Origin of the sequence: Mucilaginibacter sp. (assembly GCF_025362475.1) — a bacterium.
Classification (GTDB): Bacteria; Bacteroidota; Bacteroidia; order Sphingobacteriales; family Sphingobacteriaceae; genus Mucilaginibacter.
This window is the reverse complement of record NZ_JANYGH010000016.1, coordinates 136,153-155,684: the sequence shown is the minus strand read 5'-3', so window position 1 is coordinate 155,684 and position 19,532 is coordinate 136,153. Positions and strand designations below refer to the sequence as shown.

The window sequence follows — 19,532 nt, the reverse complement described above, 5'->3', positions numbered from 1 at the left end:
ATTATCGGCTATTTTAAAAGTTTTAATACATCCTTCAAGCAAAAGATATAAACCGGAAGACTCATCACCCTCATAATAAAGTATCTGCTTCCTTTTAATCTGCTTAACTTTCCAGCCGGCGATTACGGTTTTCAAATCCACTTTTTCGTTTCTATTTCCAGCAGTTAGTTTTTCCAGGCTAATTAAGGATTTTATATAATATTGTTCAAGTACTTCCTTTTTATAAAACCGACTTTCCAAAGCATGGAGTAATTCCATTTCGCCAAACGGCTTAATCAGGAAATCATCGGTACCCATTTCCATACCTTTTCTAAAATCTGTTCGTTCAGTTTTGGCTGTAAGGAATATAAAGGGAATACGGGCTGTTTCGGGTTGCTTACGCAGCTGGCTTAATACTCCATAGCCATCCATTTCGGGCATCACTGTATCGCAAAGAATAAGATCGGGTTTTCTGACCTGGGCAATATCTACACCTTTGCTGCCATTTGCAGCCTGTAATACAATATAACCATTAAGCTCCAGTATTTCGGCTGTATCCTCACGGATATCATTACTGTCATCAATAACGAGAATTGTTTTCATGTTCTATTGTATGTAAGCGTAGATGTAATTTCTTCAAGTGGGGCTACTTATCACCAATTGTAAATGACCATGAATCAAATAGTTTAATTCAATACCGAACTATAAAAAGTTGGCAGAAATAGTACACTCAATTTAAAGTGGCACAAGAAGCGCCATCCCAAAAAAGCTGTTACTTAATTAACGTAAATGACGGCCATAAATATTAGTGATTGTGACTTCGTAGTTAAAAGGTTTATCCTTAGTTTTTACGCTAATTACTATTGTTTACAACGGGTTTAAAATACATTTTCTTCGGCAGCGTCGTATTTATCAATACCTGCTTTTTGCCGGGTTCTAAAATTCCTGAGCTGATCATCCTATTCACATAGTCGGAAAATTTTGAAGCTCCTTTAAAATTCAAATGTCCAAGATCAGCAAATTCATCATCCTTTAAAGGAAAGTTATTAAAATCTAAAAAATCAACATCCTGAAAATAGGTTTTCTTAATAGCCATAAAAACTTTTTCATTTTTCATGTACTCGTAACCAATATGTTGAGGACTTCTGACCAGGAAGACTTTTTTGTTTTTTTGACGGCAATAATCAACTATCTTTCTAAGATAGTTGAGATTGGTTATTGACAAAACAGTGCGTCCTGATGCGGTATCTCTGACGATTGGTAGTCCTTTATTGTTTAATTCCAGTGGCTTAGGATTGTTGACTTTTAAGTAACCACCAATACTGCCACTGAAACTATAATTTAAAGTAACCACTCTAAATATATTCTGCCTAGCTAAAATGGAAACACAATTAATAAAATCCTTTGGATTTTTATTAAATAGCAGTTCTAAATCTGCAGCATCCATAAAAGATGCATACTGCGGAAACATGTTCGACATATATTTATATCCCCAGGTCCACTCATCCATTTTCTCATCAATTTGATTATTGGAAAATTCAATCAAAATAGTTTCAACCTGGTTGTTTTGAGAAATTACTTTTTTTACTTTTTGATATGTATAGAAGTAAGGCTCTGCAGAGTGTGAAAGGTTTTTAAATCCTGATATTAATGAATCGTTAAAAGCACACTCAGAGTGTGAATGTCCAAACAATACAATTTTATAACCCTTATCAATATTAAATTTCGAAAATTTCTTAACCAAAAAATCCGGTATCAATATTATACAGGCTAATAGTAACATACTTGTTAATATAAACACCATTGTTTTATTTAAAAAGCTTCCCATTTTTTAAAATTGAAAGTAAATAAATTGTTGTTCCTTACCTGCAAACAAGAAGGCAATTAAAACCAACGCATAATAAAATGCAAGCCGGTAATTTCTACTTTTAAGCTTGGTTAAAGTTTCAATTGCATACTGGTTTTCTCTCCCGTTCCATTCAATCACAATGAAAAATACAATTAAGGCAATGGTCTCTAATAACTGCGGCCGGTTAACATCAAAACTTGGTATAGAAAAAAGTGATCTGGAGAATATTCTGCCTAAATAGTTAAATGCGTGGGTAACGTTGTTAGCTCTGAAAAAGATCCAGGCAAAAACAACCATACAAAAAGTTAATAGTATATGCAGAAATTCACTGAGTGTAGGCAGGCTTTTTCCTTTAGCAACTATTTCAAGATTATTTCTGTTGGTTTTAAAGATGATTGATGGCATAATAAATAATGCATTTAAAAAGCCCCAGATTATAAAGGTCCAGTTTGCACCATGCCAAAAACCGCTTACCAGAAAAATTATAAAGGTATTTCTTACTTTAAGCCAGGTTCCGCCTTTACTGCCACCGAGCGGAACGTATAAGTAATCCCTAAACCAGGTTGATAGTGATATATGCCATCTTCTCCAAAATTCAGCAACATCCCTTGAAAAATATGGAAATGCGAAATTTCTTAATAATTCTATCCCAAATAACCTTGCAACCCCTAATGCAATATCTGAGTAGCCCGAAAAATCACAATAAATTTGAAAGGTAAAAAATATTGCTCCCAAAACTAATGTGCTTCCGGAATATGAAGCTGAATTAGCGAATATTGTATTTGCGAATTCGGCGCATTGATCGGCAATTACAATTTTTTTGAATAAGCCCCATAATATTTGCCTTAACCCATTAGCAGCATTATGATAATTAAACACTCTTACCTTTTTTATCTGGGGCAAAAGATGGGTTGCTCTTTCAATAGGCCCGGCAACTAATAAGGGAAAAAAGCTTACGAATAAAGAATAATCAATAAAGTTTCTTTCGGCCTTGATCCTTCTTTTATAGATATCAATAACATATGATAGTCCATGAAAAGTATAAAAAGATATTCCAACCGGCAGGATAACCTTCAATGTCCAGGGATTGACGTTTAGACCAAAGTTTGAAAACATTTGCGTAAATGACCCGGCAAAAAAATTATAGTATTTAAATACGCCAAGGAAGCCCAGGTTGATCAAAATACTAAGCCACAACCAAAAACTTCTTGATTTCTGGTTTTCCGACTCCGTCATCTTTAATCCTGTAAAATAATCTAATAGCGTTGAGAAAACCAGAAGGAAAAGAAAACGCCAGTCCCAGCATGCATAAAAGAAATAACTTGCACAAAGCAATAAAAAATTTTGAAGCTGAAGGTTCCTGTTAAATATCAACCAATATAAAATAAACACAACCGGCAAAAAAATTGCAAAACTAACCGAATTAAAAAGCATCTTGGAGTTTTTTTTAATGTGATTGAGACATCAGAACAATGCCACTTTATTAAGAAAGAGTTAATTTATATTTTCAACCTTAGCTCAGGTCATTGTTTATGGCTTCCTGTCAATATAAACATTAACAGGAAGTGTTTTTGCTGCAAATTTCAAATAGATGACTGGGCACCAAAAGTTTGTAGTATTAAAAACGGAAGTGGTATTTACCGAAAATATAGTTGACCGGTGCAGAAACTTAACCTGCCAATAAATTGGCAAGATTAAATGACTTTAAAAATGGAATTTGTATTAATTAATCAAAATTGCTATCAGTTTACTTAAATCTATACAATTATATTTTTCCCCTCGTGACTTAAAACTTCATTGAATTTTTCAAGCAGCTTTATATACTTGTCCATCCAATAGTAAGTTGCATCACGGGGCTGATCTTTTATGTTTAACGCATCAAACGAACGATCAGCGTTGACAGAATTAATTCTTTTGGCGAAAGCTTCGGGAAACTCTTTGGAAAAATCATGCCCAATCACAAAGCCGATTTGGCAAATTATATCCAGGTTCAATTTTTTTGTTTCAAACCAATTATATAAGGTTCTACGACTTACATTCAGCTTTCTCGCAATTTCGCTTATACCCATATGATCTCGTCGCACAATGCGTTCCACAATTTGGCCGTAATGTAAGTCAATGCATTCAGATGTTCCAACAGTACAACTGTCATTATCTAAATAACTATTAATCGGGTAATCCATTTTGCTGTACATACATTCACTGATTTAGGTTGAAAAAATAATTTTTAAAGGACGATTTACATTTGTTGTTTTTATTCTAAAATAGGATGGTGCTATATTTCTTTACTACGAATAACGTTAGGGGGATAGTTATTCAAAAAATTTCAATTTAGGTTATCTCAATTAAAAATGTGTTAAATGCCTGGTCTTTTACCTGTTAAAGCTTATAACATTATTGTCGCTTGTGATTAGTATAAATTTAGAGATAGTAGAAGCACTAATCAACCTATTGGCGGTCATTTTTTGCCTGTAGAAGACATTGATCAATAAGTATTTAACGTATAAAAGCAGAAGCTCCCCATCGTTAATTTAACTATAAGTTTACCAAAATCATCATCGATACTATAATTATTTACCTATAGCAGTGGTTGTGTGGAAATAATTTGCCACAAAGTTTAAAAGGCAGCGATCTTTATAGCCCGAACTTTTAAAGTTCTTAACATTTATTACCGTCGCTCCCTGCTTTTCGGCCACTCCGGACTTGGCGGTAAATTGAATAAAAGGGATTTTATTTATGTATAACCAGCTGAACATTGTTTTATAAATATCATAGCCATTCATACCCGACATTATAATTTCACAAATCACAAGATCAGGTAATTGCGCCTTTAAATGCTTTAGTGCGCTCATACCATTATCTGTTATTGAAACATGATAACCTTCGGCAATTAAAAGCCTGGCAATGTTCTCTCTAATTTTATGATTATCTTCAATTAGGAGTATATTATTCATAATAAAATTAATTTTAACTCGCTTAATTGGGGCGCTCTTGTAAATGTAAAGCAAACGTTATGTTGCAGCGTGTTTTGTTTGGTGAGTGATATCAATAAAGATACCTGACAGCTTTTCACATATCCCATTATTAAATTCCGGATAGCAAACAGCTCTAACCCTTATTGAATTTTTTTTGGCTGTAATCATTTCAAATTCACCATCAAATGATTTTCCATTTTCAAGTGCATCTTTTAATCCCAATCCGGCCAAATCCCGGTCGGCACCTTCTTTATAAAATCCCATAGCTGTTTTCAGGTCTGGGCTAAAATCTTCAGGTACTTCAAGCATTTCTTTCAATACCTTGCTCCAAATAGTGGTATTTTTAACAAAATTCCTGCTCCAAGCCCCAATACGGGCAATTTTTTGCGTTTTATTAAGTATTTCTAAAACTTGACTGCTGTCTGCTTCCTTAAGCTTAAAAGGAGTAATATTTTCAGTCAATATTAAAAAACCACCAATTTCTAATCTGTTCTTATACCAAGGTCTCAGATCCCAATGCATCCAGGCTAATGATCCATCCTGGTTTTCCATTATAGCATCATCAAAATGACTTTCTCCTTTTAAGCATGTGAGCAATAAATCATGAAATTGAGATTTAATTTGAGGAAGAACCCGGTAAAGGTTTACCCCTATGATTTCTTTACCTTGCAAATCATAATCTTCTACCCATTTTAACGATGCCGCAATAAATGCCATATTCTTATCAAACATGGCAATGGCAACCGGAGCTTGCTCTACAAAGGTTATATGATTTTCCTGGTTTTCTGAGTGTATTTTACTAATGAGCTCTTTCGCTAATTTTTCATTTAAATATTTTTGATAACAGGAAGAAAAATTAGACGGATTTGAGAAATTTAGCATTAAAGCCATCTGACTTTTATTGCAACGCTTTTCATTAAGGCACTTTTCAGCAAACTCCATCTGAAGATTCCGGTAATAAGAAAAAATAGTGCTATTATATTTTTCCTTAAAGTCTCTTTTAAGCTTTGACTCCGAAATAAAGTGCTTTTTTGATAGCGTTGCTATACTTGGAAACTCCGTAAAAATACATGACTTTAAGGTTTGTACTACTTGCTCTAAAATTTGATCATTGGAGAACAAAAAAACCTTCTCGGTTTTTAAATCATCCTGATCATTCATTAAAGTTTTCATATCAATAGGGCTTATATCGGCAACATGCACAAAAAAACCATCTACCTCACCATCTATAAAATTGGGGGTATAAGTTGCCCTTGTGTTTTTAATTTCTCCCGATGGAGTAGTTAAAAGCCTATCAAAAACCTGTAATTCCCCTCTTAAAACTGCATTTGTTTGTTTAAGATTCCTTTGATACAACAACGCTCCTAACTCCCATAAATACATCTTATCGATCATTTCATCGGGAGTTTTTTCAAACCACTTTGAATAGGCATTATTTGCAAACCGGCAAATTAGATTCTTATCCCAATAAGCCAGCATGGCATTGGTATGGTCAATAACATTAAAAACTATATTTATAAAGTTTGAATTGGTATTAAAAGCCATTTAATCCCCTTGTTAAGCGTAACTTTTTAACAAATCATAAAAAAATCCTCAATAAAAAGAATTTAATTTCATGGATCACAATTCCTTAAAAGTGCAAATAAATAATTAATTATCCTCGAACGAAACTGACTATTAAAAATATGATTTGAATCATATTTGAAATGTTAACTAAATGTGATAATCATTAATTAGCTTAACATCAAGTTTTTCATATTGGGAGTTATTACTAATGAAATCGGGTAAAATCGTTTTCATTTTAGTTACCATTACATCAATATTATTTTGAAGGTTAAGCTCCATCAGTTCCTTAATTACCCTGTTAGTATCTGCATAATTATTGGGTATCGTTTTTGAAATTTTTATATCCTTATTATAGGTAGGTATTACTTCTTCCTCCACATTAAGTAACTCTTCATATAGTTTTTCACCTGGCCTTAAACCTGTATAAATAATTTCAATGTCTTTACCGGGTACCAAGCCTACCAATTTAATCATATTGGCGGCCAAATCTGCTATTTTAACTGGATCTCCCATATCAAATAAAAATATTTCTCCTCCGCTACCCATAACTGCTGCTTCAAGCACGAGTTGTACAGCTTCGGGTATTGTCATAAAATATCTTGTAATATCGGGATGCGTAACCGTAATTGGTCCCCCTTTTTCAATTTGCGCCTTAAACCGGGGTATTACAGACCCGTTTGACCCTAACACATTGCCAAAACGTGTTGTAATAAATTTAGTTTGATTAGCAGATTCACTTATTGGATCGGTACAAAAGAAATGGTTTTCAAAAAGCACATTATTTAAAGATTGAATATACATTTCAGCAATGCGTTTGGAAGCACCCATAATATTTGTGGGCCTAACTGCTTTATCTGTGGAAATCATCACAAATTTTTCGACACCGAACTCAACCGAAATATCTGCCAGATTTTTTGTGCCCCAAATATTGGTTAAAACTGCCTCTGTTGGGTTATTTTCCATCATAGGCACATGTTTATATGCAGCCGCATGAAAAACAATTTGAGGTTTATATAAATCAAATAAAGTTTTTATTCTGCTTGCATTTTGTATATCAGCAATAAATATTCTTATTTTATCGGCATAATTACCATCCTCTATTTCTAACTGAATGTCATGTAAAGGGGTCTCTGCCTGGTCGCACAGCACCACATATTCCGGATTGTAACTTAATATTTGACGTACAAGCTCTGAACCAATTGAGCCCGCGGCACCTGTTATCAAAACCCTTTTATTTTGAATATCAGCCAACACATGTTTATTGCAAAGGTTGATGGGTTTGCGCTCAAGAAGATCTTCAATTTTTAAATCTTTAAACTGCCTTAAATTTGGCTCGCCATTTATCCATTGATCAGAAGGCGGAACAGTTATCACTTTTATACCAAGCTCAACACATTTTTCAACGGCCATTCTTTTGCCATCAATTTTTATATCTTCGGATGTTATGAGCATCGTTTTTATAGAAAATTTATTTTTTAATTTCTCTATTGCCTTTATTGGATACACGCGTTTTTGTTCAATGCATTTGTAAACCTTGTCAGACCCGGTATCTACAAAACCCTGTACATTTATCATAAAACCTTTTTGGGCTTCAAGCGCATTTTTTATTAAGATAGATGGTGTTCCTGAACCATAGATTAAAACATTCTCTTTGGTGATTTTGTACCCAGGCTCATCAAAATATTTAAAAACATCCTTAATTATTATACGCATACCCATCAATATTGATGAGGATATAAAAAAGTTAATTAGTAAAATATCGCCAAGGCCTTTAAGGCTAATTTTAAGATAGGAAGCAAATAAAATATGATAAAGAACCAGGAACGCCGCATTACTAACTAAAACAGCAAGGAGTATACGTAACATATCCCGGGTATTTGAATGCCTGATAATATGCGTATGTATCCGCATGAACAGAAATATCAATATAGCATTGCTACAATAAAATGCGATATAGTAAATATTGCCTTGCCTAAAATCAAGTTTATCTTTCAGGTAAAAAGATAAGCACAGAGACGACAAAACGATCAAAAGGTCAGTTAACAGAATTAACCATCTTGAATGGAATTTGTCCTGAAATAATAAATTTCTAATGTAAATCATATCCAATACTTATTTAAGAACATTAAAATTATGCATACCTGTATAGTGGAAAAAAATCTATCTCAACGTTTTCCTGAATACCTTTTTCATCCAGTAAAACTTGATAAATTGTAGGGTTAGCTACAAAACGCCAGCTTTTAAAATCAATATGCTGATTTGAAAAGGCAGATTTCCACTCAAAGAGTTTATCATGTTTATAACCAAGGCCACCTCCAAGGTTATAGTACCTCATTCCTTCTATCCTGCCAATTTTGGTAATTTCATCAACCAAGAATTTTGTTGGACTTTGGTTCAAATATTCTGCACGCGTGCCAACTAAATGAGCCTGGATAATACCGTTGGTGAAGGTTATAATTGTACTTGACATCACTGTTTCGCCATCATAAACCATCAGGATACGGGCATCGTATTCACTGGTGTTACATAGGTTTGAAAAGTATCTGTCATTGAACAAATATTTGTCGTTCGCCCCTACCCGCTTCATGCTTTCTGTATAAATTTCAACAAAGGTTGCTAATGCTGCCGGCCCTTTTTCTTCCTCAACCCTAAACCCTTTTTTCCAGGCGTGCTTTATGGCATCCATTGCGCTTTGTTTATATCTGTTGCGTTGATCTTCAATACTTTCGGAGAGATCAATAATCACCGTTTTGCCATTTTCATGCACCCCCCCGAACTTATTAAGCAGGGGTTGCTGATTGTAGAAAGGGTGCATTCGTGTAAATACAGATACATAGTTTTCCTCGGATAGGAAAGAAAGAAATGCTTTTTTAAAATTCTCCATAAAAAAATCGTCAAGCTGATCTATTTTATGGTTAGAAAGAGGTCCCGAAAAGCCGTAAACACAACTCAGGTCAAAGTATTCAGATCCAGGTATGGCTCGCTTAATTAACGGGAAAGCGATATAATTAGCAAATTCCTGATAAACAAATAAAATAGGACTGCCATCTGTTTCCAGCGAATGATAATGCCACGTGTGATAAAAATCATATTCTGCCGCATTACGGACGTAGAAAGTCCACTCCCTCTTATCGTGGATAGAAAATATTCTTGTCATAATTCTGTATTAAGGTTACTTATGAATTATAATTTCAAATTTTCAAGGGTTACGAATTTACTTTTTGTAATGCTCATACAAATAAGATCATTTTGTTTACCAGTAATATCAAAACCAGCTTTTTCATAAACTGACAATGCTGAAATGTTTGCCGGATGAACCTTTAAATAAATAATATCCAACTCCTTAACTAAAAAGCCATAGCGTAGCATTTGAACAGTTGCCTGGTAGCCTATGCCTTTACCCCAGTAAAGCTTATTACCAATAAAAAGGTGTAGCTCTGCATCATGTTCAGTAATATCCAATAATTGAACATTACCTATGTATGTATTAAGCTCCTTAACACAAATTGCAAATCTTGCCTGGTTTGTTTTGTTTAACTGGGTTCTCAGCCATTCGGTTTCTACCTCGGCACTTATATAATTTACAGGCTTGTAGCCTGTATATACCCATATTAAAGGGTCGTTTCGCCATACATGTGATACCTGTGCATCTTCTATAACGAGGGGGCGTATGTATACTGAAATCGTCATAAAAAAAGGCGTAAAATATTTAACATATAAAACATATCCTGAAGATTATATCGTTGATCTATTGGTAAAGGGACTAAACAGCGGGCAAGGTGATTTTCAAACATTCCTTTTTTCGTCCACTTAAAAACGTTTGGCCAATATGTGGCAACAAATATTTTCTTTTGAATTAAGTGAACTTTTAAATGGCTGTCATCATTTAAAAAAGGGTAAACCATTGGGGCACAATTCTCTGGGACATCAAATTTCAACAGGTTATACTCCTGGAGATGTTTATGTAAAAAGTGAAAATTTCGCTCCCTGATTTTGGCGCATTCATCATAATCAATACTTGTAAGAATTTTTTGTGTTAACATTGACATTGCTCTAATCTCATTATTTTCCAGATCCATATTATTTTCTTTATAATCCGTATAAGCCGCCTCTATGCCAAAATCAATACTTTTAATAAGGTGCGAAAAACGATGGCTTGAGCTATCCACTGGTAATTTTTTAGGGAGTTTTCTTTTTATTTGAAGGTAGGCTCCATCAGAAACACCGAAAAATTTTCGGCAAGAATAAAAAGTATCCACCCCTGGTATCGGCTCAGAAAAAAAAGCCTGAGAATTATCTACTATCAGATTGGTAACCTTGTAACTGAGTTCTATTATTTTTTCTTGTTTAAGTCCAAAATAATTAGTGTACAAAAAACAGGCGTCTGGTTCAATCTCAAAATTTATTTCCGGATCAAGATGCTTATCAATTGAATAAAACTGATGTTTAATGCCCATTTTTGTGATAGGCTCAAGTAAAGATTCACAGGTAAAATAGGGTATATATATTTTGGTGTATCCTTTTTGTCTCAGGATGTACTCCAAAGCGTTACGCCCGGTATTAAGGTGAATAAGATTTGGATAATACTCATTTCCATGGGGGAGTTCAAGCTCTAAATATCCACCAATGGATTTTAAAGCAGCTTTATTTTTTTGCATAACTGTAAATTACTTGGCGGATTAATTAAGACTTAGGTTAACCCTGATCGCATTGGTACATTCTTAAGTTTGGTGGCTGATAAAATTCATTCAAATTTTCGGGTGTGCGCGAGTTGTATCCTATAACCTGACGCAACTGCGAGTTGAGGTGAGATACAAAATCATAACCTAAAAATCTTGGATAATCCATCTGCTGTTTTAAAAATGGACGGGTAAATCCTATCGTTAATCCCCGGCGCGGTTCAAGGGTAGTATTTTCGCCCGCCGCATGCCAAATATTTGAATCAAACAAAATGATACTCCCCTTAGGTACAATGGCTCTATCGGCACTGTTAAAAAAGTACGTCGCATTGGGCCGTATTGCAGATTTATGTGAACCAGACAGAAAATAAGTTGCGCCATTCAATAAATTAAAATCATCAAGCGTTACAATCATCTGCAACAGCAACTTTGTGTCATTCATAAATGTCCGCATATCGCGATGCATGTTGCTTAGGTACGGATGTTCATGCTTAGCGTGTATAACCGCATTTAACCCATTTAATATATAATTACCACCTAAAAATTGAGAAATCTCTTCATTACAATACATGCTTTGAAGAAATGGAAGGCTAAAATTATTTCTTTCCAGTAAATGATGAAGTGTACCATCCATATTGGCACTTATACCATTTCTTTCCTGAATAGCTCTTCTTTTTATATATGCATCAGTTAAATCGAGATTTATTGTGTTTACAAAATCAAGATTTATTGCATTTTCATACACAACCCACCCATATTCTCGAATAGCATTAATAAAATCATTGATGTTTCTTGAACCATAATTAAATCTATTTTCCATAACTTTTGATTATATTATTTATTCATTTTTAGTTACTTCAGTTTCATTATGCTTAGCATGCGATCATTAATCAAGGTTACATCGAATTTCTTTTTTGCAAATGCCAGCCCATTTAAACCGTAGTTATAAATAGCATCGCTATCCTTTATATAAAACTCCATTTTTGACATAAGCTCCGGTATGTTTTTTATAGGGATCAAAAACCCGTTTTGGGGTGATTCAGGATTAACAGTTTCCCTGCAGCCTACAGAATCACTGGTAATAATAGCCCTGCCCATGGCCATGCTTTCAAGTAAACACCGGGGTACGCCCTCGCCATAATATGATGGCAATACTACAACAGAGGCATCTTTTATATGGGGCCTTACATCGTCAACTTCTCCCAGATATTGCAAGTTGTCGCCATTTTTGATCTTAAGGTATAAATCAGGACTAATTGCATCTATATTATCAGCATAAGATCCAATCAGTTTAAATTGTATATCGGGATACTTTAGGCGGATCAACCGTGCGGCTTCAAAATATTCATGAATACCTTTGGCGTTTATTAACCGTGATATCATTATAAAGCTAATATTCTTGGTATCTGGCGGAGTATATTGGTAATGCTCAAGATCTACGCCAGAACCATTAACTACAAAAGCCTGGTGTTGATCACTTAATATTTTATATGAAAGCAGTGTTTGATAATCGTCTTTGTTTTGAAATATGATGTATAAACGCTTGTTTTTAATGAGGCTAAACCTGAGCATTAAACGTGTAATACGGCTTACAAATGATTTTTTATTTTCCGGCGAAAAGTTATAGCCCAAACCGGATAGCATAGGAGCTATACATTTAATGCGATGAATTTTTGCAAGCACGGTTCCATATATAACAGGCTTAAATGTGTACGGAAAAAAAACATCTGGTTTAATCTTTTTCATCAATTTATAAAGCATTATTAAATACTTTATGTCAGCAAGAATTGAAACGTTGCTCCCTGATAATTGATTTTCGTGAATAGTTACTTTAAGTAGCGTAAGCTTTTCACGTATGGCTTTAGGTAAAACAGGTGTAAAAACATGTACTGTATGTTGCTTAACCATTTCTTCAATCAACTTGCCCCTGAAATCAATTAATGATTTAGCAGAATCGCACGCGATTAATATTATTTGCCCTGTTTTAAGCATATAAAAACAATAATAATGTTTAGGTATAGAAAGCCGTATAAGGGCTGTTAATAGTAACTGTTGGCAATATTTATAGGCGGACCGTTCAAGGACTGATTGGTCGGGCAATTGGATATTAAATTGGAAAGGCTTTAGGTAAAGCCATTTTTGGGGGCAGCTATAATAGTATCTGGACTATTATAGATAAAAAAGTAATCGGATAATAAACCCAAACCACCAAAAGGTGGTCTGGGTTTTAATCTTTATTATAAAATGTTTAATTATTAATTAGTTACTTAATATTGCTCCTGAACCTTTTTGAACTACGGTTGGAACGTTAGCAGCTGCATCAAGTACTGATGAATATGAATAAGCCGGTACCCATGAAGATAATGAAGTAGTTATATCATTAGAACCACAACCTGAATAAATGTTAGTACTAACACCACTGAAGAATCCTGGAGGGTCACCTGCCAGATTGGTGCTGATTGGTTTAGCACAGCCTTGGAAATACTCGTTATCTGTACGTACAGTTCCGTTTGCTCTTGCACCTAAACTGTAACCTGCATTATTTAAGTGATAGTTGTTAAATACGTGAACACTTCCATAGTTCATATCAGGCTCTCTTTCACCTACGTTATACCAAAAATTATGGTGTAATGTAACATGTAAATGGCCGATATCTGATTCATGACCTGCAATACCACCGCTTATTAAGAACGATAAGTTAGTATCGTGAAACTTGCTCCATGATACTGTTACATAATCTGATGCCCTTGTAATAGCGATATCTTTACCCCAATAAGCCCAGCCATGGTTACGATCAGTTGAGAAATCACAGTGGTCAACCCAAACGTGTGTGGTTGAAAACTTTATCATAAGCGCAGCATCAGTAACATAATTTTTGAAAGTTATGTTTTGAACAATGATGTTGTTTACAGTGAACATGTAAAGCGATATACCAGTAATTGTTGCACCCGGTTTACCAATAAGTGATTTATTAGATGAAACATAAACCGGATCATCACCAGAGCCAGAGATAGTTCCGCTAACATAAATAATTTTTGGACTGTCACCAGCAACTGCTGATTTTAACTCAGATAAATTTGTTACAGTAACAACTGTACCTCCTGTACCCCCTGTTGTTGTTCCACTAACCATTGCATAACCCATTAAAGCTGTAGTTATACCTGTTTTAGTTGGTGAGCCTGCTGTAGGTGCACTTGGAGTTGTTGGAGCTGTTGGAGTTGTTGGAGCTGTAGGAGTTGTTGGAGCTGTTGAACCCGCAGCAGAGCCATCCATTGTAAATGTGTACTTTCTGCCGTTAGTTGCCGGATTGGTGTTGTCCGATGCCGAAAATATCAAAGTAGTACCCCAATGACTAAAACGTCCTTTTCCAGAATCACGAATATCCTGGTGTACTGAATGCGGAGGTTTCAATTCAACACCGTTCTCAAATAACCGCATTGTAGATGCAGAAGGTGCTGTGTTTGAATCACCCGACTGGGTAAGCGGATAACTGATCTTATAGGCATATCCACCATCCGATCTTAATCCAGTTAAGTCAACTGCGAAATTAGTTGCGGTTGCTGCTGCAGAAATTGAAGAGGCACCCGAAGTTGTTGAAAGGGTACTGTCCTGAATATTTCCAGAGCCATCATTACTTTTTTTACAACTACCTAAAAAGATAATTGCCGTTAAAAACATGCTGATTACAGCCACTTTTCCGAAGATTTTTGTTGTTCTTTTCATTCAATTTTTAATTTTGGCTTTTCAAACGGTAGTGTATTTGAAAAATTACAATTAAAAATTTTGCTGAAAGGTGTGGACTTAATGGATAAAAGGACTAAAAACCGGGTCTAATACAACTTAAAGGGGTAAAACAGTGTGAAATTAAGGTGTAAAGAAAGTGTAAAACTTGCACACTTCATGACATTAAAATGACAAAACTTTTTCTTCACTCCAACAATATGGCTTCGTTCGAGGTGCTTTTCACCTTGTAAAAAGACTTATACCAGGCAATAAAACGTGCAACCCCTGTCGGTACAGAAACTTTGGGTTTATAATTCAACACTGTATCAAGATTGGAAACATCTGCGCAAGTTTCTGCTACATCACCCTCCTGCATTGGTCTGAATATTTTTATAGCTTTCTTATGAACACGTTTCTCAATTTCACTCACAAAATCAAGTAAGTTTACCGGCGCTCCCCTGCCTATATTAAATATCCTAAATGGTGCATTTGAGGTGGCTGGGTCGGGGTTGGTACCATCCCATTCAGGATTGTTTTCTGCAGGCTGATCTATTACGTGAACAATACCATCAACAATGTCATCTATATAGGTGAAATCGCGTTTCATATTCCCATTGTTAAAAACCTCAATAGGATTGCCTTCCAATATTGCTTTGGTAAAAATAAATAACGCCATATCTGGCCTGCCCCATGGACCATAAACGGTAAAAAAGCGTAAGCCAGTAGTGCGCAAGTTAAATAAGTGGCTATAGGTATGCGCCATCATTTCATTTGCTTTTTTTGATGCTGCATATAATGAAACGGGATGATCAGCAATATCGTGTTCATTGAAAGGCATTTTTTTGTTTAATCCATAAACGCTTGAAGAGCTTGCATAAACCAAATGGTTAATTTTGAAGTGCCTGCAGCATTCTAAAATATTAAGGAACCCCTTTATATTTGAATCAATGTAAACATCAGGATTAGTTAAACTATATCGTACACCCGCCTGGGCAGCCAAGTTACATACTGCATCGAATTTGTTTTTTTCAAATGTATCTTCCAACTGGTCTTTATCTAACAGATCCAATTTTATAAAGGTATAATTGGGATACTTTTTGCTTTCAACCGGTTTTCCATACTCTAAAGTATTTACCTGGATGCCTGTATTGGCTAAGCGGGCGTATTTTAACCTTACATCATAATAATCATTTAAATTGTCAATACCAACAACGGTATCTCCTCTTTCAAGCAATTGTTTGGCCAAATGATAGCCAATAAAACCAGCGGTGCCGGTGATTAAGATTTTCATAAATATGGGTTTTAAATTTAAAGAAGGCTTTACAGAAATAGAGGCTTTAGTCTGGCTTAAATTTGAAAGCTATTCGCGGGCAAAAGAATTATGCCGGGAATCTGCGCCAGAAAGCAAAAATCAGTTATTCACTTTCTGGCGGGCAGTTGTTGAGATTCCTGAAAATTATAATAATCAATACTTATTATTCAGGAATCCATAAGGATAAAATACTAACTATTAACGTGTTATTTTAATTTGTAAGCATACTTTCGGCCATTTGAAAGTGGATTTGTATTATCAGAGCTTGAGAACAATAACGTGTTACCCCAATGGCTAAATTGGCCCAGGCCAAATGCCCGAATGTCATGATGAACCGAATGGGCTGGCCCCAGTTCAACACCGTTTTCAAAAAGCCTAAGGGTTGAAGCAGTGGGACTTCCGTTGGAATCTCCAATTACAGGAAGATCATATCCTACTTTATAGGCAAAGCCACTATCAGACCTCAATCCAATTAAACTTATAGCTATTAATGATCGATCATGTCCGGTAGTATCATGAGTTGTTGTTGTATCATGAACCGTGATTAACGAGTCATGCGTAATTTTTACGGTATCGCGCACCACTTGCGGATTTTGTATATTTTTTTTACAATTATTTAGCAGGGTAATGGCAAATATTAACGTGCCGAATAATACTACTTTTGCGAGTAATTTAATTTTCAGGTTCATGACATTTAATTTAAATAGTGAATAATGATCACTTAAAGAATAAGTGATGTTTGAGGTTTATTAGACTAAAGCTTTTAATATAGAATTTACAAAAATCTCCGGAGTTCGATTCTCAATATAATGCCCGATTAACTTTTTGTTATCAGTATTTGATTTTAGTGCTTTACTGATAGCAAGTAATAATGCATCTACATTATTTACATCGGCTTTAAAAATGCCTGGAATATCTTCTATCCCCCCGGCACATTTTGTACAAACAACAACAGGATTAAGGCTCATCATTTGCAATAAGACATTGGGGAAGCCCTCTTTTAAAGAGGATACGACACATACTTTTGCATGTTTAAAATACGGCATTGGATTGTCAGTCCAACCTTTTAAAATTACTCTATGCTGTAACCCACAAGTTTTAATAAGCTTTTCCAAAGAGTTCTTTTCTGGTCCTTCGCCAAAAATCAATAATTTCAAATCCGGAAAATGCGATTCAATTTCCCTAAAAGCACTTATCAAATTATAAAATCCTTTTTCGGGAATCAAACGACCAGCGGCGCAAATATAATTAGTACCGGCATCTGCATCATCCAACGGCAAATCAGCTTTCCGGACGTTTTGATCCACATCAACCGGGTTTTTCTGAACAATCACTTTTTGACCATCAACAAAAGGCGCGTTTTTCAAAAAAATATCACGCATCATGTTTGTTTGGCAAACAACTAAATTTGCTGCAGGATAGCCCAGGCGATATGCCACTTGATAACTCCACTTTTTTAAACCTTTATATCTTATAAAAACAGAAGTACACTCTCTGACTATTAGTCTTGATTTTATGAAACCCATCCGCTTTAAAAACCCGAGGTAAGCATTTAAATATGGATGAGAACTGATAATAATATATCCGGATTTATACGGTTTTAATAATTTTAAAAGCCCGATAAAACCAATTAGCATGCTTTTATCAGTCACATATTTAGAATCAACTCCGTCAGGGATTTTCAATCCCCCCTGAATTGATTTTTTTAGAAAAATCAAAGGTGAATTACTTGCATGTGCCCCCATCAGCAATATGCTTTCTGCACCATTAGCTTTGTCAGACATGGAAACAAAAACTAATTTGGTTTTTAGCTCGGGCATTTAATTATGCTTATTAAGGTTTCTAAATTTTCTAATTACCTTTTTTACAGGTCCTAAAACACTAAACACCTTACGTTTACCATCAACAATAAGTAGGTCGCCTGCAAAATTTATGGTGTGTAAGCCCTGATCATATGGTAACTGGGGCAATAGCTCAAAAGCGGTATTATATTTAAAATCAGTTTCGGTAATAGTTGTGATTTCGTTGATCATAACCGATCCGCCGTAACGTATTTCGGGATTTTGACTTGGCATGTACAATTTTTTGCCAACAATGAATAAGCGCCCCGCAGATCTGCTCACATTTGAAGCAACATTAATAGGATTTAAGGCATGTGCCTTAAATGAATCTTCCAAAGTATCTGAATAAAACACATACAGTTCTCCTTGCTTGCCAGATACGCTGGTAAATAACCAATATTTATTTTGAAAGTAGATGATTGAGCTATCTACAAAGGCCTGGCCTTCCAGTATAACTTTTATCTTCTTAAATTTTGACGGGTTCTCTACATCAATTTGATATAGGGCTACCTGTTTAGCCGACCCTGTTTCAGGAATGCAATACAAACTGTCATCGGCGGTAAACAAGTATGGGTACGATAGGTGTATTGAATCTTTCATGATGCCTTTAACCTTCTTTTTATTCCTAAAATGCAAAGTATCCATCATCATGATTACTCCTTTGCCTTTCCAAAAATTAAGTTCTTCATAATATAAATGCATATGACCATTTATATTTACCGCAAAAGGATCAGCTGCATAATCCGCAGCACCTTCTCTTAACCAGTTAATCTTCCCGTTTAGCCTTTGTGTGAGTATAAGATTTTCGGGGGTTTGTGAAATGTAGCCAATATTCCATTTATCGTAAGAAAACAGTTTATTTCTAATTGAATCTAATATCCCTAATAATTTCATGCTTTTAATAATCTTGTGAAAAACATCAGAACAAGCCCCAACACTGGTAAATAATCACTTTCCTGTACCAGATTACCACCAAAACTATCCTTGAATTGATTTATTCTCTTCAAAGCCTCGTCTGCGGTACCATGGGCGTATCCCCCCATATCATAAACTTCAAAACCATGCTGTTTAAAAAAACACATATCCTTAAAATGTAATAATCGATTTGCTCTGCCGATTACCGCTTTCAGCTGGTTGTCTTTTTCGGTTCTGAAAAGCGACGCCGAGTGCAATAATCTTACCCTTTTTAAGGAATCATCGCGTAAGTAAGCATGCATAACAATATCCTGATCCTGGTAGATAGCCTTTGTTATAACAAGACACGATTGAAACTTATAGAATTCACGGGTGAGCGTTGGTAGATTTTTGGTTACTGCAAATAAATTGTAGAAATCAATGAAACGTTTTATTTCAGTTTCGGGGGCCGTTGTAACTCCATCTTTTATTGCTCTGCGTATTTCGTAGTTGGTGTTTTGGTCAAAACCGGCCTCAAAAACAGCCTGAGGAGCTCCAATGTCAATTGTTTTTGTAAAAAAGGGTTCTCTACGATACCCTGGAATATTGTTGTGGCAAGCACTTTGTTTATAATAGCTAAAGAGGCATTTCCATTTGGAGGGCTTGTCGGCAAACCATACAACATTGTAAGGTACTAAACGCATAGCCCTACTT

19 protein-coding genes are annotated in these 19,532 nt (G+C 35.1%); 1 reads left to right on the top strand and 18 read right to left on the bottom strand.

Annotated features, from left to right (window positions below):
* The 14 genes from Q0R88_RS06405 to Q0R88_RS06340 form a co-directional block, all read right to left on the bottom strand.
* On the bottom strand, nucleotides 1–582 hold a 582-nt coding region (locus tag Q0R88_RS06405; RefSeq protein ID WP_295713890.1), incomplete at its 3' end, for a response regulator.
* Between the two features lie 250 nt (nucleotides 583–832).
* Nucleotides 833–1,807: a hypothetical protein gene (locus tag Q0R88_RS06400; protein WP_295713887.1), complete on the bottom strand. Its 975-nt coding sequence runs from the start codon at nucleotides 1,805–1,807 to the stop codon at nucleotides 833–835.
* Between the two features lie 3 nt (nucleotides 1,808–1,810).
* Nucleotides 1,811–3,064 (bottom strand): MBOAT family O-acyltransferase, encoded by a 1,254-nt coding sequence (locus Q0R88_RS06395; protein WP_295713885.1) that lies wholly within the window; start codon nucleotides 3,062–3,064, stop codon nucleotides 1,811–1,813.
* 521 nt (nucleotides 3,065–3,585) lie between these two features.
* On the bottom strand, nucleotides 3,586–4,023 hold the full coding sequence (locus Q0R88_RS06390) for a helix-turn-helix domain-containing protein (RefSeq protein ID WP_295713882.1): 438 nt from the start codon (nucleotides 4,021–4,023) through the stop codon (nucleotides 3,586–3,588).
* Between the two features lie 375 nt (nucleotides 4,024–4,398).
* Entirely contained in the window at nucleotides 4,399–4,782 is a 384-nt protein-coding gene (locus tag Q0R88_RS06385) for a response regulator (protein ID WP_295713880.1), read from the bottom strand.
* A gap of 57 nt (nucleotides 4,783–4,839) precedes the next feature.
* Nucleotides 4,840–6,348 carry a PAS domain-containing protein gene (locus tag Q0R88_RS06380; protein ID WP_295713878.1) on the bottom strand — a complete coding sequence of 503 codons (1,509 nt, stop codon included), beginning with the start codon at nucleotides 6,346–6,348 and terminating at the stop codon, nucleotides 4,840–4,842.
* Nucleotides 6,349–6,516: 168 nt separating this feature from the next.
* Nucleotides 6,517–8,235, bottom strand: coding sequence for a nucleoside-diphosphate sugar epimerase/dehydratase (locus Q0R88_RS06375; protein ID WP_295713875.1), 1,719 nt, complete (start codon nucleotides 8,233–8,235; stop codon nucleotides 6,517–6,519).
* A 265-nt stretch (nucleotides 8,236–8,500) separates the two neighbouring features.
* Nucleotides 8,501–9,526 carry a GNAT family N-acetyltransferase gene (locus Q0R88_RS06370; protein WP_295713871.1) on the bottom strand — a complete coding sequence of 342 codons (1,026 nt, stop codon included), beginning with the start codon at nucleotides 9,524–9,526 and terminating at the stop codon, nucleotides 8,501–8,503.
* A gap of 26 nt (nucleotides 9,527–9,552) precedes the next feature.
* On the bottom strand, nucleotides 9,553–10,059 hold the full coding sequence (locus Q0R88_RS06365; RefSeq protein WP_295713868.1) for a GNAT family protein: 507 nt from the start codon (nucleotides 10,057–10,059) through the stop codon (nucleotides 9,553–9,555).
* A complete protein-coding gene (locus Q0R88_RS06360; protein ID WP_295713865.1) occupies nucleotides 10,056–11,027 on the bottom strand; it encodes a hypothetical protein in 972 nt (323 codons plus the stop codon). Before Q0R88_RS06360 ends, Q0R88_RS06365 begins: the two co-directional genes overlap by 4 nt.
* Nucleotides 11,028–11,064: 37 nt before the next feature.
* A complete protein-coding gene (locus Q0R88_RS06355; protein ID WP_295713863.1) occupies nucleotides 11,065–11,868 on the bottom strand; it encodes a phytanoyl-CoA dioxygenase family protein in 804 nt (267 codons plus the stop codon).
* A gap of 32 nt (nucleotides 11,869–11,900) precedes the next feature.
* A complete protein-coding gene (locus Q0R88_RS06350; RefSeq protein ID WP_295713859.1) occupies nucleotides 11,901–13,040 on the bottom strand; it encodes a glycosyltransferase family 4 protein in 1,140 nt (379 codons plus the stop codon).
* A gap of 267 nt (nucleotides 13,041–13,307) precedes the next feature.
* Nucleotides 13,308–14,771 (bottom strand): pectate lyase, encoded by a 1,464-nt coding sequence (locus Q0R88_RS06345; RefSeq protein ID WP_295713856.1) that lies wholly within the window; start codon nucleotides 14,769–14,771, stop codon nucleotides 13,308–13,310.
* A 205-nt stretch (nucleotides 14,772–14,976) separates the two neighbouring features.
* Nucleotides 14,977–16,062 carry an NAD-dependent epimerase gene (locus Q0R88_RS06340; protein ID WP_295713853.1) on the bottom strand — a complete coding sequence of 362 codons (1,086 nt, stop codon included), beginning with the start codon at nucleotides 16,060–16,062 and terminating at the stop codon, nucleotides 14,977–14,979.
* Nucleotides 16,063–16,066: 4 nt separating this feature from the next.
* Here Q0R88_RS06340 and Q0R88_RS06335 point away from each other — a divergent pair, with 4 nt between their 5' ends.
* Nucleotides 16,067–16,264: a hypothetical protein gene (locus Q0R88_RS06335; protein ID WP_295713849.1), complete on the top strand. Its 198-nt coding sequence runs from the start codon at nucleotides 16,067–16,069 to the stop codon at nucleotides 16,262–16,264.
* 25 nt (nucleotides 16,265–16,289) lie between these two features.
* On the opposite strand, the gene Q0R88_RS06330 is transcribed toward Q0R88_RS06335, so the two are convergent.
* Genes Q0R88_RS06330 through Q0R88_RS06315 form a run of 4 tightly spaced genes read right to left on the bottom strand, consistent with a single transcriptional unit; the run spans nucleotide 16,290 to nucleotide 19,522 of the window.
* Nucleotides 16,290–16,772 (bottom strand): hypothetical protein, encoded by a 483-nt coding sequence (locus Q0R88_RS06330; protein WP_295713847.1) that lies wholly within the window; start codon nucleotides 16,770–16,772, stop codon nucleotides 16,290–16,292.
* A gap of 60 nt (nucleotides 16,773–16,832) precedes the next feature.
* Nucleotides 16,833–17,903, bottom strand: coding sequence for a glycosyltransferase (locus tag Q0R88_RS06325; protein WP_295713844.1), 1,071 nt, complete (start codon nucleotides 17,901–17,903; stop codon nucleotides 16,833–16,835).
* Complete coding sequence (locus Q0R88_RS06320) at nucleotides 17,904–18,818, bottom strand: hypothetical protein (RefSeq protein ID WP_295713841.1); 915 nt, start codon at nucleotides 18,816–18,818, stop codon at nucleotides 17,904–17,906.
* Nucleotides 18,815–19,522 carry a hypothetical protein gene (locus tag Q0R88_RS06315; RefSeq protein WP_295713839.1) on the bottom strand — a complete coding sequence of 236 codons (708 nt, stop codon included), beginning with the start codon at nucleotides 19,520–19,522 and terminating at the stop codon, nucleotides 18,815–18,817. The genes Q0R88_RS06320 and Q0R88_RS06315 overlap by 4 nt, the downstream gene beginning before the upstream one ends.
* Between the last annotated feature and the right edge of the window lie 10 nt (nucleotides 19,523–19,532).

What these genes read in the sequence shown, in the direction of transcription:
- Q0R88_RS06390 (WP_295713882.1), bottom strand. Translation starts at nt 4,023, where the DNA reads ATGTACAGCAAAATGGATTACCCGATTAATAGTTATTTAGATAATGAC.
- Q0R88_RS06385 (WP_295713880.1), bottom strand. Translation starts at nt 4,782, where the DNA reads ATGAATAATATACTCCTAATTGAAGATAATCATAAAATTAGAGAGAAC.
- Q0R88_RS06325 (WP_295713844.1), bottom strand. Translation starts at nt 17,903, where the DNA reads ATGCCCGAGCTAAAAACCAAATTAGTTTTTGTTTCCATGTCTGACAAA.
- Q0R88_RS06395 (WP_295713885.1), bottom strand. Translation starts at nt 3,064, where the DNA reads ATGACGGAGTCGGAAAACCAGAAATCAAGAAGTTTTTGGTTGTGGCTT.
- Q0R88_RS06355 (WP_295713863.1), bottom strand. Translation starts at nt 11,868, where the DNA reads ATGGAAAATAGATTTAATTATGGTTCAAGAAACATCAATGATTTTATT.
- Q0R88_RS06315 (WP_295713839.1), bottom strand. Translation starts at nt 19,522, where the DNA reads ATGCGTTTAGTACCTTACAATGTTGTATGGTTTGCCGACAAGCCCTCC.
- Q0R88_RS06365 (WP_295713868.1), bottom strand. Translation starts at nt 10,059, where the DNA reads ATGACGATTTCAGTATACATACGCCCCCTCGTTATAGAAGATGCACAG.
- Q0R88_RS06375 (WP_295713875.1), bottom strand. Translation starts at nt 8,235, where the DNA reads ATGTTACGTATACTCCTTGCTGTTTTAGTTAGTAATGCGGCGTTCCTG.
- Q0R88_RS06360 (WP_295713865.1), bottom strand. Translation starts at nt 11,027, where the DNA reads ATGCAAAAAAATAAAGCTGCTTTAAAATCCATTGGTGGATATTTAGAG.
- Q0R88_RS06370 (WP_295713871.1), bottom strand. Translation starts at nt 9,526, where the DNA reads ATGACAAGAATATTTTCTATCCACGATAAGAGGGAGTGGACTTTCTAC.
- Q0R88_RS06320 (WP_295713841.1), bottom strand. Translation starts at nt 18,818, where the DNA reads ATGAAATTATTAGGGATATTAGATTCAATTAGAAATAAACTGTTTTCT.
- Q0R88_RS06345 (WP_295713856.1), bottom strand. Translation starts at nt 14,771, where the DNA reads ATGAAAAGAACAACAAAAATCTTCGGAAAAGTGGCTGTAATCAGCATG.
- Q0R88_RS06340 (WP_295713853.1), bottom strand. Translation starts at nt 16,062, where the DNA reads ATGAAAATCTTAATCACCGGCACCGCTGGTTTTATTGGCTATCATTTG.
- Q0R88_RS06400 (WP_295713887.1), bottom strand. Translation starts at nt 1,807, where the DNA reads ATGGGAAGCTTTTTAAATAAAACAATGGTGTTTATATTAACAAGTATG.
- Q0R88_RS06350 (WP_295713859.1), bottom strand. Translation starts at nt 13,040, where the DNA reads ATGCTTAAAACAGGGCAAATAATATTAATCGCGTGCGATTCTGCTAAA.
- Q0R88_RS06380 (WP_295713878.1), bottom strand. Translation starts at nt 6,348, where the DNA reads ATGGCTTTTAATACCAATTCAAACTTTATAAATATAGTTTTTAATGTT.
- Q0R88_RS06335 (WP_295713849.1), top strand. Translation starts at nt 16,067, where the DNA reads ATGGGTTTTAAATTTAAAGAAGGCTTTACAGAAATAGAGGCTTTAGTC.
- Q0R88_RS06330 (WP_295713847.1), bottom strand. Translation starts at nt 16,772, where the DNA reads ATGAACCTGAAAATTAAATTACTCGCAAAAGTAGTATTATTCGGCACG.